General features: G+C 57.3%; 17 protein-coding genes and 1 tRNA gene. 3 read left to right on the top strand and 15 right to left on the bottom strand.

Translation table 11 applies throughout. The features are described 5' to 3' along the window. Nucleotides 1-40 precede the first annotated feature (40 nt). From RMO15_RS04285 to RMO15_RS04250, 8 genes are all read right to left on the bottom strand, one after another. Nucleotides 41-1,267: a M20/M25/M40 family metallo-hydrolase gene (locus RMO15_RS04285; RefSeq protein WP_309708265.1), complete on the bottom strand. Its 1,227-nt coding sequence runs from the start codon at nucleotides 1,265-1,267 to the stop codon at nucleotides 41-43. After that, nucleotides 1,264-1,662: a hypothetical protein gene (locus tag RMO15_RS04280; protein WP_309708263.1), complete on the bottom strand. Its 399-nt coding sequence runs from the start codon at nucleotides 1,660-1,662 to the stop codon at nucleotides 1,264-1,266. Before RMO15_RS04280 ends, RMO15_RS04285 begins: the two co-directional genes overlap by 4 nt. A 17-nt stretch (nucleotides 1,663-1,679) precedes the next feature. Then, a complete protein-coding gene (locus RMO15_RS04275) occupies nucleotides 1,680-2,282 on the bottom strand; it encodes a hypothetical protein (RefSeq protein WP_309708260.1) in 603 nt (200 codons plus the stop codon). Nucleotides 2,283-2,310: 28 nt separating this feature from the next. Then, complete coding sequence (locus RMO15_RS04270) at nucleotides 2,311-3,627, bottom strand: dienelactone hydrolase family protein (RefSeq protein WP_309708257.1); 1,317 nt, start codon at nucleotides 3,625-3,627, stop codon at nucleotides 2,311-2,313. A gap of 57 nt (nucleotides 3,628-3,684) precedes the next feature. After that, nucleotides 3,685-4,059: a hypothetical protein gene (locus tag RMO15_RS04265; protein WP_309708255.1), complete on the bottom strand. Its 375-nt coding sequence runs from the start codon at nucleotides 4,057-4,059 to the stop codon at nucleotides 3,685-3,687. A 20-nt stretch (nucleotides 4,060-4,079) separates the two neighbouring features. Beyond that, on the bottom strand, nucleotides 4,080-5,114 hold the full coding sequence (gene nadA, locus RMO15_RS04260) for a quinolinate synthase NadA (RefSeq protein ID WP_309708252.1): 1,035 nt from the start codon (nucleotides 5,112-5,114) through the stop codon (nucleotides 4,080-4,082). 68 nt (nucleotides 5,115-5,182) lie between these two features. Beyond that, the gene (locus RMO15_RS04255) at nucleotides 5,183-5,782 is read right to left on the bottom strand and encodes a hypothetical protein (RefSeq protein ID WP_309708249.1); all 600 of its coding nucleotides are present in this window, start codon (nucleotides 5,780-5,782) and stop codon (nucleotides 5,183-5,185) included. Beyond that, nucleotides 5,779-6,045 carry a hypothetical protein gene (locus tag RMO15_RS04250; protein WP_309708247.1) on the bottom strand — a complete coding sequence of 89 codons (267 nt, stop codon included), beginning with the start codon at nucleotides 6,043-6,045 and terminating at the stop codon, nucleotides 5,779-5,781. Before RMO15_RS04250 ends, RMO15_RS04255 begins: the two co-directional genes overlap by 4 nt. A 114-nt stretch (nucleotides 6,046-6,159) precedes the next feature. Here RMO15_RS04250 and RMO15_RS04245 point away from each other — a divergent pair, with 114 nt between their 5' ends. From RMO15_RS04245 to RMO15_RS04235, 3 genes are all read left to right on the top strand, one after another. Next, entirely contained in the window at nucleotides 6,160-7,149 is a 990-nt protein-coding gene (locus RMO15_RS04245) for an SGNH/GDSL hydrolase family protein (protein WP_309708245.1), read from the top strand. Continuing rightward, a complete protein-coding gene (locus RMO15_RS04240; RefSeq protein ID WP_309708243.1) occupies nucleotides 7,146-7,598 on the top strand; it encodes a VOC family protein in 453 nt (150 codons plus the stop codon). The genes RMO15_RS04245 and RMO15_RS04240 overlap by 4 nt, the downstream gene beginning before the upstream one ends. A 33-nt stretch (nucleotides 7,599-7,631) precedes the next feature. Further along, nucleotides 7,632-7,705 (top strand) — tRNA-His (locus RMO15_RS04235). A 172-nt stretch (nucleotides 7,706-7,877) separates the two neighbouring features. Here RMO15_RS04235 and RMO15_RS04230 read toward each other — a convergent pair. The 7 genes from RMO15_RS04230 to RMO15_RS04200 all read right to left on the bottom strand — a co-directional run. After that, nucleotides 7,878-8,765 (bottom strand): hypothetical protein, encoded by an 888-nt coding sequence (locus tag RMO15_RS04230; protein ID WP_309708241.1) that lies wholly within the window; start codon nucleotides 8,763-8,765, stop codon nucleotides 7,878-7,880. A 137-nt stretch (nucleotides 8,766-8,902) separates the two neighbouring features. Further along, nucleotides 8,903-9,394 (bottom strand): DUF4188 domain-containing protein, encoded by a 492-nt coding sequence (locus RMO15_RS04225; RefSeq protein WP_309708239.1) that lies wholly within the window; start codon nucleotides 9,392-9,394, stop codon nucleotides 8,903-8,905. Nucleotides 9,395-9,494: 100 nt separating this feature from the next. Continuing rightward, entirely contained in the window at nucleotides 9,495-10,064 is a 570-nt protein-coding gene (locus RMO15_RS04220) for a cupin domain-containing protein (RefSeq protein ID WP_309708236.1), read from the bottom strand. A gap of 14 nt (nucleotides 10,065-10,078) precedes the next feature. Continuing rightward, nucleotides 10,079-10,546, bottom strand: a complete 468-nt coding sequence (locus tag RMO15_RS04215) for a hypothetical protein (protein ID WP_309708234.1) — start codon at nucleotides 10,544-10,546, stop codon at nucleotides 10,079-10,081. Further along, on the bottom strand, nucleotides 10,543-11,220 hold the full coding sequence (locus RMO15_RS04210; protein ID WP_309708231.1) for a DUF4386 domain-containing protein: 678 nt from the start codon (nucleotides 11,218-11,220) through the stop codon (nucleotides 10,543-10,545). The genes RMO15_RS04215 and RMO15_RS04210 overlap by 4 nt, the downstream gene beginning before the upstream one ends. Beyond that, on the bottom strand, nucleotides 11,220-11,813 hold the full coding sequence (locus RMO15_RS04205) for a TetR/AcrR family transcriptional regulator (RefSeq protein ID WP_309708228.1): 594 nt from the start codon (nucleotides 11,811-11,813) through the stop codon (nucleotides 11,220-11,222). The genes RMO15_RS04210 and RMO15_RS04205 overlap by 1 nt, the downstream gene beginning before the upstream one ends. 21 nt (nucleotides 11,814-11,834) lie before the next feature. Further along, a partial coding sequence (locus RMO15_RS04200) for a hypothetical protein (RefSeq protein WP_309708225.1) occupies nucleotides 11,835-12,225 on the bottom strand: 391 nt, incomplete at its 5' end.

The following is a 12,225-nucleotide window of genomic DNA, read 5'->3' as shown; positions in this document are numbered from 1 at the left end:
ACCTGACCCCACTATTTGTCAAAGAGCCGATTTTTTCTGGCTACCGCCCGATGGTAGTGGGGAGACCACGTGCACCGTTCTGGCCAACAGCACGCACGCCAAAAAGATAGTCATCTTTTGAGAGAGGCAGGGTGGCTTGTGTGGCGGAAAAGGCTTTCTGTCCGCTCCAGTCAGGCTCGGTGGTTCGTCGCCAGAGAACGTCGTAGCTTACCGCCCCCGCAACCGCCGACCACGTGAGCGTTGTCGCGTTGCTCAGGTCTTGCTTGAGCGTCGCGCGGATGGGCGCGGGCGGGGCATCGGCTAGTTCCGAGAGCCACGCGAGAGCCACTTGGGTCACGCGTGTCAGATAGGCGTAATCCACAAACTCGGGCAGGTCGCCGTACTTGACACCTTTCTCCACTCTCAGATCTTGGTGCTGGTGCCGCCAGTCCTCGCCCGGCTCCGTGAAGCGCACCGATGCCGGGTAGCCTGCCGCCAGAAACGAGCTATGATCCCCGCCGCGCCCGTATCTATCGTTGCGCAGCGTGAGCGAAACCGAGATTCCTTTCACCTGCCGCCGTGCCGAGTCCGCAATTGCCCGGGCGAGAGTCCGTGCGGGTGAGTCGCCATCGGTGCCCAAACTTTTCCGACGCGTGGCTTGGGTGGGAAGCTCCCCTAGCTCCTCGGATGTGGAAAAGACCCGAATGTGCTTGTCGTCGCGCTTTCCCTCTTGGTTCACGGAGTTGCCCACAATGTCATAGGTCGCCATGGCGACCACTTGCTTGCCCTGCTCTTTGAGGCTTTTTGCCAGCTGGGCCGACCCGAGCAGGCTCTGCTCCTCGCCCGTCACTGCGGCAAAAATCACCGTACAGCGCGGCTTCAGATTCGCCATGAGCCGCGCACACTCCAGCACCACTGCCACGCCCGAGGCATCGTCGTTGGCACCGGGCGCGGGCGAGGTTGCATCCAGCACATCCGTTACCCGAGAGTCGTAGTGCCCCGAGACCACGATCACGCGCTCAGGCATATCCGTGCCTGGCAATGTCGCCAGCACATTGCCGAGCTCCTGCGACTTGGTCATCCGCCCGCCTGCAGGCTGCACCCACCGCTGCTGCGCCACTTGAAGATTGCCGCCGTAGCTCCTCAGCTCTTTTTCCAGCCACGCCGCCGCCGCATCCGCGCCGCGTGCCCCGGAGAGCGTGTGCCGTGTCGGAATTGCCGCCAGCGAGCGTACGGTCTTTTCCAGCGCTCCCTGTGCGACACGCCGAACCAGTGCGTCAGCCTTCATTTCTTACCTGGCTGTGTTTGAAGATGCAGTGCCAACGAGCCTTCAGGAGTGCTCGGATCGGCAGGCTTCCCATTCACGTAAACGCGCCCGCCCACAGATTCCACAGGTTTGCCTCCAATATAGGTTGTTGGCATGTAGGAACGCTGCGACGGGAGGTTGCTGAGGCGAGTCCAGGCAAACAGTACCCATAAGACGATTCCGACAATGCTGATGATCTGTCCCGCCTGCACCAGCCCACGCTGGCTGGAGCCGGGATGGTAATCCAGTGTGCGCAAGGCGGCATTAGCCATAATCCAACTGATGATTGTCAGTGGGCCACACAGTAGAAGCCCAAGAATACTCAGCGCCAGTATGAGTCCCCCGTTGACCCCTGGCTCACGTGGTGTACTTGACACTATAAAATCCCTCTCCGCTATTGTAGCACAACTCCGGGATCGCCTTTTTCCAGCGAGCCGATTTTCTGAAGCTGCTGAAGCGTCTCGGTAAAGACGGAAAAGAATCCCTTAAGCCGCTCGATGTCTTTGACAATACCTCCGACACTGAAGTAGAGCTCGTCCACGCCCTCGGGAAATTTGGTGGCAAACCAGCCCTCGTCGTCTTTGATTTCCAGCCAGACACTCGGATCGGCCGTGAGCTGCTCCCGAAGCGTGGCGCTGGCAAAGAGTGCGGTCAGCTTTCCGGTGTCAGTGCCCTGAATGACGTACTTTTCATCGAACTCAACAAAGCCCAGCTCGATATCGGGAACACCAAAGAGCCGCCGCATAAACGCGAAACCGTTGTTGCGGTAGACCTTGAAGCGAAACCCATCCCGATTTATGTAGGGGGCACGCATCCGGGTGTAGTAGTGCGTCGCGTTGTTGGCGTGGACGCTGTAAACATCCAGCGTGATCGTCATTTCGCCTACATCAAGCTCGACTTTGTTGCCTTTCCAGAACCCACCCTCTACAAACTCCGCACCGATCTCCTGGCAGAGCTGCTGCCACACTTCTTCTTTACTGGGGCCAAATAATCCCATGTTGCTTTCCTCCGTGGGATAAGACTTGTCAGCGACGATTTGGTTGCTCAAAAAAACGGATCACATCGTCTAGAGCATCCTGAACAACCGTCAAATGCTCGCAGTCCGGATAGATCTTGCACTCGGTCTTGAGGGCTTTGGCGAGGCTCTGTGCCATCGGCTTGCCAAAGTCCGATGCCCCTGCCCCAACTAAAAACGGCGGCAGCGTGTCGGGCGCATTTCGCACCGCTCCCCCACCGCCCAGCACCGCGACCGCAGCAAAAACCTTCGGATTCGCTTGCGCCGCCTGCACTGCCATCGCCGCCCCCATGGAGTGGCCCGTGAGAAAGACGCGCTTTGTATCATAGGAATAGAGCTTGCCCAGCTCCGCAAGCATCTCGGGGAGTGCGCTCAGTCCCGCGCCGTTTCTCAGAGTCAGCAGCAGCCAGCCGCGCTCTTCACAGAGCCGCATAATCTTGCCCGCGCCGTAAGTATCGAAGAACATGTTCTCAGAGCCGCCCGAACCGTGGAGCGCGATCACCAGCGGCAGGGGCTTGCCGGATTCCACCGCTTTCGGTGCAAGTAGCCGCACGGGTGCCTTATTGAGCATCAGCCAGAACTGCCCCGCCGTTTTCTTTCCCCACAGCGGCGCATTTTTCGCCGCCGCCTCGGCATCAAGCAGGAGCTTCAGCCCCGGAAAGTCCGTCTCCAGCGGCTCGCCCGCCGCGAGCTTCTTCAAGATTCCCAACAAATGCACCACCGACGGCTCCACCGAATTCTCCAGCGCCGCCAGCCGTGGCTTGAGATTCTTCGCCAGCGCGAGATTCACCAAGCGATCCGCTATATTCTGGCCCTGATCTGCCCCTGCATCAACCTCCACAAAGAGGGTCACGTCGTCCTCTAGGTTAGGAAGCGGGAAGACAATTTCCTGCGGAAACGCTTTAAACTGTTGTGCCACTGCGGAAGTGGAAGCGGTGTAGAGTGTGGTGCCCGGCTTTCCGCTCACAAAAAACTCGGTCGCGCTTGGTGCCTTCTCCGGGATTGTATAGAGCTGGGTGATAGTGAGTGTCACGCGTCCCGCCGCACTGTCCAGAAGTCGGGCTGAGGGAGTCGCAACGAGCGGCATCCCCCACGGGTGTGGGCGAACACTCTCGGAGCCGTTAAAGAGCACGCCAATGGCTGCGTCCAGTGGCTTCGCGCTTGCGGAGGGGCCACCGGCGAAGAAGCCCATCACCGCTTGATTGACCAGCGGCAAGACTTGGCGCTTTTTCTCCGCGCTCGCCGTCTCCCAGAGCGTCTCAAACCGCCGAAGACGTTGGCCTGTCTCATAGCGTGCAGCAATCGGATTTGTTGTCTGATGTTTCATAGAACTACTTGTTCGGCTCTAAGCGCATCTTTGAAGCGCGAGCGTTGCGTTGCAATATCAACGTGTTCTTCCAGGCGAGACTGCATCAATCATGAACCGATCATGCCGAGAGTTTGGGTCGGCAGGGCGGCCATTAATGGTAATATTGGCCCCATAAGAACTATCATACCCCCGCATCCTCTGAGTTCTTTCGTTCACCTTGACGACAACTATCAGAATCCACAGAATCAGCCCAATAATACTAATAATCTGCCCTGCTTTCACAAGGCCGCGCTGGCTGGAGCTGGGGTAGAAATCCAAAGTTCGGATGGCCGAGTTAGCCATGATCCAGCTTACAAGCGTAAGGGGGCCACAAAGCAACAGCCCCAAGATACTCAGTGCTAGGATCAGCCCCCCATTGACATCGGGCTCACGCAATGACTTGTCTGACATCGTAAATTTCCTTTTTTCGACTACTTATTCGGTGCGGCGGGCTGGATTTTAGCGCTCCACTCTAGCATGCGCCGTAGCGGCACCTCGGATTTCACGCGCAGATCTTCGTCCATTTGTAGCTCGGGCTGGCCGTCTTTGAGGCAGAGATAGAGTTTTTCGAGCGTATTGAGGCGCATGTAGGGGCAGCTTGCGCAGGTGCAGCCAGAGTTGGGCGGGGCACAGATAAACTCAGCATCGGGGCGGGCTTTTTGCATCTGGTGCAGAATCCCGACCTCGGTGTTGACCACAAACTTCTTGTGCTCGGGGTGCGTTTTAACATAGTTCAGAAGCGCCAGCGTGGAGCCGATAAAGTGCGCTTTGTCCAGGACGGCCTCCTCGCACTCCGGGTGCGCGATCACGGTGGCGTCGGGGTGCGCGTTGATCATCGCCGCCAGTCTCCGGGCGTTGAACTGCTCGTGGACGATACAAAATCCCGGCCAGAGCACCATCTCGCGACCCGTTTGTTTTTCGACCCACTTGCCCAGGTGCCGATCCGGCCCGAAGACAATCGGCTGGTCTTTGGGGATCATGGCGACCAGCTGCGCCGCGTTGCTGCTGGTGACGATCAGATCGCTCATGGCCTTGACCGCCGCCGAGGAGTTGATATAGTTGACGACGTAGTGCCCCGGATACTGCTTGAGCCACTCGCCGTAGACATCGGCGGGGCATCTATCCGCAAGCGAGCAACCGGCATCCAAATCAGGCAAGTAAACAGGCTTAGTGGGATTGAGGATCTTGGCGGTCTCGGCCATGAAGTGCACGCCACAAAACACAATGCAGTCCGCCTGGGTCTTGGCCGCCGCCTGCGCCAGCGCCAGCGAGTCGCCCACGAAGTCCGCCAGATCTTGAATCTCGGAGTCCTGGTAGTAGTGCGCCAGAATCACCGCGTTTTTCTCTTTCTTGAGCTTGAGAATCTCCGCGAACAGATCCAGCGACGGGTCTATTTTCTCGGCGCGGGCAGTGAGATCATACGGGTTGGGCTGGTGCATATCGCGCACTAGGGTCAGGTTCTTCATGCCCTATTGTACCCGCCTCGTACACGGTATACTTGGCTCTGTATGTCGCTGACTCTCCCCCTAAGACGCTAGCCGACCTGATCCTTGCTTTGGTACCAGGACTGCGCAAGCTTCTGCGGCTCGGCGATTGCTTGGGCTTGCCCTTGACGAAAGCGCTCAACGGCGGCGACAAACTCAGCCTGATGTTGCGGTGTGGAAAAGACACGCTTGGGAACCACAATGGAGTCAAGCAAGCTCAAGGAGAAAACGAGTGCCTCCGCGCTCTGCTCCAGGGCTACTGACTCCCAGTTCAGAAAACGCTCCCCACTTGCGGCAATAGAGCGAATGCCAAGGGGCTCTAATCGCACTTCCCGTTGCCCCACATACTTGAGGAACTCCGTGTTCTTCCGAACTTGCTTTTCGACGAGAGTGCGCTGCCCTTTTTCGGTGGATGCCCACGCAATGTAGAGGAAAAATGCGACGAATGCTAGGACGAAGAGATGATAGACCTGCGGCCCTCGAAAGCTTGCTTCCCATAAACAGGTAAGTAGCATGAGAGCCATCATGGCGATCATCAAGACATAAAAACCAACGGTTGCTCGTTTCGAGCGCCGAGGGTACTGTTTATTTTGGAGGTAGAGATTGTATTCCACCTGGTCGTTCAGGGTCATCTCGTAGCGAAGTGTCACTTTTTGCCTGCCTCGGAGAGCGGCTCGAAGCGAATCTCGATATCTGGCATAGGAGACGGCGAGGGGTGGGCGTAGCGCTGATCCATCAGATAGAGAAACTGAGTGATGTTGCGGATGCCTTGCCAGCCCATGGCGGAGATAATCAGAATCAGGAGCACGAAAAGGCGCAGACTAATGTCCTTGCGTGCCTTAGGGGCTTCCCGGTAGCGGGCGGCAAAGCGAATCTTCGTGGGTATGGGGGGTAGCTCGGGCTCTTGTTCCATCCTCATTACTATACAAGATTTCCCAGGAATTTCCCGATGATCTGTCGAAGAGGGCATGTAAGAATGCAGCGACGGAGATTTCTTCGGGGACTGGTGTTGTAGGAGATGGGGTGTATGCACGCACAAGGTTTAGAGTGGCGACAGCTACGGGGCGAGGATGTTGAAGGCAAAGGCTGGTCGGAGACGGCAGCACCTTTTGATCGCCTTCCGATATCGGCGCAGGCTCTGGTTCCTCCCTCGGTCTGGAATCTCTCGCACCATAGCGCGGGGATTTGCTTTCGCTTTGTGACGGCCAGTCCACAAATTGGCGTGCGCTGGTCGGTGGGCGGCGAGCTGGCAATGCCCCACATGCCCGCCTCAGGCGTCTCAGGGGTGGATCTCTACGGGCGCGATAGCGGCGGCAAGTGGCGCTTTATCGGGGTTGGGCAGCCGCGTCAGCAAGTGGGCAATCAAGTGGTGTTTGAAGGAGCTCGCGGCGGCCCACGTGAGTTCTGCCTCTATCTGCCACTCTACAACAACACTCTACGAGTCGAGCTGGGATTTGCGCCTGGCACCGGGCTGCTTCCCCCACCTCCCCGTAAGCACCGCCCGATCGTTTTCTACGGAACGTCGATCACCCAGGGTGGGTGCGCCTCGCGACCTGGGATGGCCTTCACCGCGATCGCGGCACGAGCACTGGAGCGCTCTCACACCAACCTGGGCTTTTCAGGCAATGGCAAGATGGAGCTGGCACTGGCCCACTTACTCAGTGAGATTGACGCGTCTGTCTATGTCCTAGACTGCCTTCGCAACATGAGCGAGCCACAAGTGCTAGAGCGCCTAGAGCCGTTCGTGCGCCAGCTACGGGCAAAGCGCCCTCAGACGCCTATTCTCTGCGCGGGAGATGCTTTTCTCGACAGTCCCACAGAGCCTTCACGCAGCAAGATCACCCGTGAGACAGTCGAGAGACTCACCAAGGCGGGGATTCCAGGGCTTGTGTATCTGCCGATGCAAAATGCGTGGGGCAGCGATGGTGAGGCAACCGTAGATGGCGTCCACCCCACGGATCTAGGAATGTCGCGTCAGGCGGAGGTCTTTGTCAAGGCGCTGAAAAAACTCGTATGACAATCAATCACCTCAATATCGTAGTGGCAGACATGCACCGCTCCCTGGCGTTCTATATGGATCTCCTAGGGATGCGCCAGACCTTTGATGTTCCGCTTCAGGGAGAGTGGATCGAGGACGTGACGGGCTGCAAAAACGCTCATGCACACTGCGTCTTTGTGATGCCCACGGGCGGTGGCTGTCGGATTGAGCTCTTACAGTATCTCAGCCCTGAGGGCACCGCACTGACGCCCAATGCACTGCCATATACCCAGGGCTTGCGACACTTTGCCCTGGAAGTGAGCGATCTGGAGAGCTGGTACCAGAAGCTCAGCACGGCGGGAGTACGTTTTGTCTCTCCGCCTGTGACAGTTCCCTTTCGCATTGTCGAAGGAATCCAGAAGCGCCTCTGCTACTGTCATGACCCCGATGGCGTGATCATCGAGCTTTGTGAGCACTTGCGAAGCTGACAGAGCCGCGATACAATTCTGCCTGCATTCGTGGCGGGTGTAGCTCATTTGGTTAGAGCGCCAGGTTGTGGCTCTGGAGGTAGCCGGTTCAATCCCGGTCATCCGCCCTTTCGGGTATTATTTTTCGAACCCGTAGATGAGAGTTCCTCATCTAATGACCGTTTTTTTGACGATGGGTAGATGGGGAAGGGGTGAAAAACGCCCTGAAAAATGAGAGGGCATGGGTGGTCCGTGCTTCGCTACACGGACTACTCACGCCCTCGAAATCTTTGTCGTTCTTCAGGCTTTGACGAGCTCACTCCAGGTCTCGACCTGATCCAATGCCTCCGCCCACTGCTCGATCACGATAGCCGAAGCCAGCTCAACTCTGGCGAGGGTTGCCGCATCAGGCTCACCTAGGCGGCGCGAAGCCATCTTCAAGAAGAGGCGGCGTTCGCCTACCGCAACACCTTGAGCCACGCCTTGAATCACGCCCTGAGCGATGCCTTCCTCGCGACCATCGGCGAGGATCTTCTGATATGTCATGGATTCTTTCATTTGTGCTGCTACTTTCTCCAATAGTTTACCGGCAATTTCGGGTGCGTACCGCAATCCCGCCAAGAGGTAGGTCGAGGTCCACAGCTTGCGGATGCTCTCAGGTGCGACCTCTGTACTCAGGCGCTCTGCCACTTGCTGGACTACCTCTTCGGGGCTGGTGCCGGAAAGATCTCCTAGCAGTGCTAAGGGAAGCGTCGCCAGGCCGCCACGTAGGATTCCTGCGGCAGTGAGTTTCCAGAGCCTGATGACACTGAACTCGAAGAGATGGTAGCGCGAGCCGTCTGGTCGGAATCTCTCGACTATTCCGGTGAGCGCGGTGCTATCTGCCTCGGGTCTGAGTAGGATGACATAGCTCAGGACGGTGAGGCCTGTCTGCTCTCCCGCCAGGACGTTGTAGCGTAGCATTCGCCCCGGCACCGAGTATCCGTCGTGCCCTGCTTGAAACTCGATGTGAACGAGGTAGGGCTTGGCGGAGTTGACGCGTATGAGTCGGTCGGCTTCTGTGGAGACGGTTGCCAGGTCAGCATCTACCAGCTCGCAGGGATCAGGTGGCAGACCGAGGAGCGCGAGCCAGTCTTCGGGCTGGAATCGTACCAGCTCTTTGGTGGTCGCGTCGAAGGGAGTGGGCATGTCCGATTGTACCCGCCAGAGCGCCCCGGAGGGTTCTCACCCAGAGTAGCACCGGAAGTCGCTTCATGCCCAAGTGTCTCTCGAAACGAACGGTTTCTTGTTACTCGCGATTAGGAGCTTGTTGCTTAACTCATCGTTCACTTTTCTGAGGGTAGTCCAGTCCCAAGCCGCTGGCGAGCCGTCTCGCTTCGGCTTGTAATGGGAACATGATTCATGGCAACCGCGAGGCCAAATTGAGGCATGTTAGCATAGACCGTCTCATAATGACCCGGCTGAACGGTATAGGTCTCGTGCCAGATCCCCACTGTTCCGTCCTTTCCTACCGCTTTATTGAAGCGCTTCCATGCCTCTAGATGCGGCTCCGAGGGTTCTCGAGCGAAACGCTCTAAGTCGTCGGTGGAGCGCCAGTACTGGATAACTAACGGTCCGCGTAGGCTGAAATAGTATTCCGCCCCTAAAAATCCCTTTTCGGGATGGGTGTAGAGCGTCTTCAGCATCGGCCCCATAGCGTTTACCACAGGTAGCCACTTGTGCACCAATGCGAACCGATTCACTCGCACCCCAATGAGAAAGACCACAAACGGCTCTGTAGTGTTTGCCGTGTAGCGTCCTGGAAATATCTTTGCCATTACCTTATATCCTTCAATATTTTCACATTTAGACTAATTTGGCGGGAAACCGCGCTGAAAAGAGGCGTTGTTGAGGGGGAGTTCAGCGCCCGCCGGGATTTCAAATTACTGCTAAAGTACGCCTGGGAAGTATCAAGCAGCTATAAGAGGCAAGTTCCTCGACGATACCCTGTCGCTCGGCGAGTCCGTAGAGTGCAACAAGAAGCCGCTCTTGCAAGGTCTCGGGGATTCCGGGGAACCGAAAGTCCGCCCAGAGAAGTAGGCAGGCCCAGACCAGTGGTGACGTAGGCAGGCCCTTTTGGTCGGTCTTTCCGGCGATAGCGAGGCTATAGAGGCAGCGCATGAAGCGCTCAAAGCCCTGGCCGGGGGTGACCTCGGTGCGAAAGACCACACGTACATCACTTGGATTCCAGAAACGATGGACTGTTCCAGGCACAATCGTGACACTCTCCCCAACGGTCAGAAGCTGGGTGTGGGCCTGACCGAGGCGTACGGCGAGTGTGCCTTTCTCGACGGTGAAGGTCTCGGTGAGGCGCGGGTGGAAGTGCGGCGGTGAGCCTGCTGCTTTTGGGGCAAGATCGAAGTGCAGGTGCACGGTCTGTGTAGGGCTCTGGTCAGCGGACTCAATCACCGTCATCACATCGCCGGTTAGGGGGTTTGCTAGCTTCATTGGTGTTCTTTCTTTTAGTGCAGAGGGATGGTGTAGGAGATTCCGGGAGTGGGGTTCAGCCGCGCGGGCTTCCCTGAGACAAGCAAGAGCCCCGCGCCCAGCCGAAGCTCCAGCCGCTTCGCCACCTGCCAGCGACCACCTGCCTCCAGAAACGCACCGTCTTTTTTCCAGCCCTCGGTTCGGCCACGGACATGAGCGGCCGAGACAAACCACTCACGTTTTTGGTCGCCCCCAAAATAGTGGCTCACGCCGGTCTTGATAAACGCTGTGGAGCGCTTATTTCGGCTGTCACTTTGCGAGAGAATGCTGGTGTAGTAGCCCGTGTGCAGACTATAGGCTCCCTGCCGGTACTCCAGCCCTATCGAAGGGGAGCGAAAGCCATTGACCGAGAGCTGGCGCAGTGGCCGCGGCTCTTGTGCCCAAGCCGAAGTGGTGAGTGCGCCAAAGATGGCAATAGAAGCAAGTAGAACAAAGCGTTTCATGAGTTGTTTTCTTTCTGCCCAGAGCGAGCGGTCTTGATTCCCAGTGCGATCAGCCAGAGCGACCATGCGACATAGCCCAAGGCGTTTATTGCCCCCACACCACCCAGCCCCAGAGGCTCAAGGAGGCCCGCGAAGATTGCCAAGGCGCTGAGAGCGCCGACAATAGCGAGCGGGCGCGATTTTTCCCACAGCCCTAGCGCGATCAAGAGGCTCCAGAGCCCGGTGAAGAGATAGCCCAGGTGCTCACCCAGGCCATTGCCTGCGTAGTGGTGAAAGGCTTCAAATACCGTACGTAGCGCGACTTTTTCGCCCGGGTCTGTTGTGGCGACATAGCGTGCCGCCAGCGAGGGCACCAGAAAGACCCAGCGTGCCAGCCCCGCTGCCTGGACGATTCCTGCCGCCAGCCCAAAAGAGCGTGCGAGATTTGCCAAAGCACGCGGGGCATAGCGATCCGCCACGAGGGTTGAGAGAGGAATAAAGAGCCCCGCCGCCAGAAAGAGCGTGTACCAGCCCTGCAAGAGCGCCGCATGGTGGGCATCGAAGCGTCGCAAGATCTCGTCAGATGAGTGCTTGAGAATCAGCGGATAGTCGAAGCGTGCCGAGAGAAGCGAGTAGCCCGCGCTAAAGAGCACAGGAACCGTGATAAGAACACCTGCTGTTAGTTTTCGTAGCATTATTTTGTCTCCAAATAAGGGGTGAGTGCCTGGCGCAGTAAGACGACGCCATGGTCTAGATGGGCAGGATTAGGAGCCTCGCCGCCGATCTCGACGAAAGGAAGGTAGAACTCGCTTAAGATCCAGCAGATCTCGGCGAGCTGGTCAATCTCCGTGGTGGTCGCAGGACGAAAGATGCCGCTGGCGTGGAACTGTTGAAAAAGCACAGTGAAGTTCTGAAAGCCGCGCTCTCGGAGGGCGCGGTACTGGGCCGCAAGCTGTGGATCGCGCTGCAGGAGTGCCATGATCTCGCGGTAGAAAAAGCGGTACTCCCACAGAATCGTAAAGTTCACCCGCATCAGTCGCTCCAGATCGGTGAGATCCGGGAGGCGATCCGTAGGCAGGACAAACGCTGCTTGCGTGTCGGCACTCAGTCGCTCATAGAGAGCACGGACAATCTCCTCTTTGTTCTTGAAGTGGTAGTAGAGGTTCCCCACCGACAGCCCGGCAGCCTCCGCGATATGGTTGGTGGTAGTCGCATGACAGCCCTGCTCATTGAAGAGCCGGAGGGCGATCTCTAAAATATGCTCTCGTGTCGCTTTACGGTTTCCCATGCTCTTGCCCATTTAGAGTAATTACTCTGAAATGGAGTATAGAGTATTTATTCTAAAACCGCAAGTAAATATTAGAGTTTTTATTCTATTTTTTATTCCCTGTGCTTCGAGCAGTAGCAGTGCCACCGTTTGGCTTGATTGTAGACCAGGCGTTTTCCTGAACACTTTTCCCGCAGTCACTTTGGCAGGGCGGTATTCAGACAGTCTACTCGTAGTCTGGTTTAACGACCGTTTTTGGCGGTGGCCTCCGGTCCATGGCAGTTGTCCGATCTCCAAGTTGTGGCCGAAAAGGAACGTTTTAGCAGTGCTTGGCTGTTTTTGCACATCCCCCGCCAATGTAAAATCTGGTGAAAAGTCCCTCCCATGTGTCAGGAATGAGTCTATGACCTCTGGGGCGACCTGTCCAGAAATG

The organism is Armatimonas sp. (assembly GCF_031410135.1).
Lineage (GTDB): Bacteria > Armatimonadota > Armatimonadia > Armatimonadales > Armatimonadaceae > Armatimonas.
This window is presented reverse-complemented; position numbering and strand designations above follow the sequence as displayed.

Coding starts and splice junctions, on each gene's coding strand:
- RMO15_RS04220 (WP_309708236.1), bottom strand. CDS start 10,064: ATGAAGCTAGCAAACCCCCTAACCGGCGATGTGATGACGGTGATTGAG.
- RMO15_RS04270 (WP_309708257.1), bottom strand. CDS start 3,627: ATGAAACATCAGACAACAAATCCGATTGCTGCACGCTATGAGACAGGC.
- RMO15_RS04245 (WP_309708245.1), top strand. CDS start 6,160: ATGCACGCACAAGGTTTAGAGTGGCGACAGCTACGGGGCGAGGATGTT.
- RMO15_RS04250 (WP_309708247.1), bottom strand. CDS start 6,045: ATGGAACAAGAGCCCGAGCTACCCCCCATACCCACGAAGATTCGCTTT.
- RMO15_RS04240 (WP_309708243.1), top strand. CDS start 7,146: ATGACAATCAATCACCTCAATATCGTAGTGGCAGACATGCACCGCTCC.
- RMO15_RS04275 (WP_309708260.1), bottom strand. CDS start 2,282: ATGGGATTATTTGGCCCCAGTAAAGAAGAAGTGTGGCAGCAGCTCTGC.
- RMO15_RS04265 (WP_309708255.1), bottom strand. CDS start 4,059: ATGTCAGACAAGTCATTGCGTGAGCCCGATGTCAATGGGGGGCTGATC.
- RMO15_RS04285 (WP_309708265.1), bottom strand. CDS start 1,267: ATGAAGGCTGACGCACTGGTTCGGCGTGTCGCACAGGGAGCGCTGGAA.
- RMO15_RS04230 (WP_309708241.1), bottom strand. CDS start 8,765: ATGCCCACTCCCTTCGACGCGACCACCAAAGAGCTGGTACGATTCCAG.
- RMO15_RS04215 (WP_309708234.1), bottom strand. CDS start 10,546: ATGAAACGCTTTGTTCTACTTGCTTCTATTGCCATCTTTGGCGCACTC.
- RMO15_RS04210 (WP_309708231.1), bottom strand. CDS start 11,220: ATGCTACGAAAACTAACAGCAGGTGTTCTTATCACGGTTCCTGTGCTC.
- RMO15_RS04205 (WP_309708228.1), bottom strand. CDS start 11,813: ATGGGAAACCGTAAAGCGACACGAGAGCATATTTTAGAGATCGCCCTC.
- nadA (WP_309708252.1), bottom strand. CDS start 5,114: ATGAAGAACCTGACCCTAGTGCGCGATATGCACCAGCCCAACCCGTAT.
- RMO15_RS04225 (WP_309708239.1), bottom strand. CDS start 9,394: ATGGCAAAGATATTTCCAGGACGCTACACGGCAAACACTACAGAGCCG.